This window comes from Caballeronia glathei (genome assembly GCF_000698595.1).
GTDB lineage: Bacteria > Pseudomonadota > Gammaproteobacteria > Burkholderiales > Burkholderiaceae > Caballeronia > Caballeronia glathei.
This window is the reverse complement of sequence record NZ_JFHC01000353.1, coordinates 1-304: the sequence shown is the minus strand read 5'-3', so window position 1 is coordinate 304 and position 304 is coordinate 1. Positions and strand designations below refer to the sequence as shown.

The 304-nt window shown below is 64.1% G+C and carries 1 pseudogene; it reads left to right on the top strand.

Annotation, left to right across the window (positions count from 1 at the left end):
- A pseudogene (locus tag BG61_RS39100) lies at positions 1–304 on the top strand (transketolase); the annotation flags it as partial.

Here is a 304-nt window from a genome sequence, read left to right as displayed (position 1 = left end):
CTGGAAGCTCGACAACCTGATCGCCATCGTCGACGTGAACAACCAGCAGGCCGATGGCCCGTCCTCGCAGGTGATGGCGTTCGAGCCGCTCGTCGAGAAGCTCGAGGCGTTCGGCTGGTTCACCCAGCGCGTGGTCGGCAACGACATCGATGCGGTGAAGGCGGCCTTCGATGCCGCGCGCAGTCACCCGGAGCCACAGCCCCGGATGATCGTGTGCGATACGCGCATGGGGTGCGGCGTGCCGTTCCTCGAAGAGCGGGAAAAGAACCATTTCATTCGCGTCGATGCCCACGAGTGGCAACTG